The organism is Georgenia satyanarayanai (assembly GCF_023715365.1).
Lineage (GTDB): Bacteria > Actinomycetota > Actinomycetes > Actinomycetales > Actinomycetaceae > Oceanitalea > Oceanitalea satyanarayanai_B.
In genome coordinates this window covers 1-256 of record NZ_JAMBNZ010000189.1, presented here as the reverse complement: position 1 = coordinate 256, position 256 = coordinate 1, and the positions used below count along the sequence as shown (strand labels likewise).

General features: G+C 58.6%; 1 rRNA gene. It reads right to left on the bottom strand.

Annotation, left to right across the window (positions count from 1 at the left end):
- Positions 1-196: 196 nt before the first annotated feature.
- Positions 197-256: ribosomal RNA gene (locus tag M3148_RS17625) — 16S ribosomal RNA — on the bottom strand; the annotation flags it as partial.

Here is a 256-nt window from a genome sequence, read left to right as displayed (position 1 = left end):
AGGCGGCCACCAGAAGAAACACACCCAACCACCCACACGGGATGGCTGTGGCCTGTGTCCTCAGGACCCAACAGCATGCCAAGTAATGATGTTCCACCCATGAGCAACCACCAGACACACGAACGGCATCTGCGTGGCCACCTGACACCACCGATGAACCCCGACGAAGCGGGCGGAGGTGTGGTGAGCTCCTTAGAAAGGAGGTGATCCAGCCGCACCTTCCGGTACGGCTACCTTGTTACGACTTCGTCCTAAT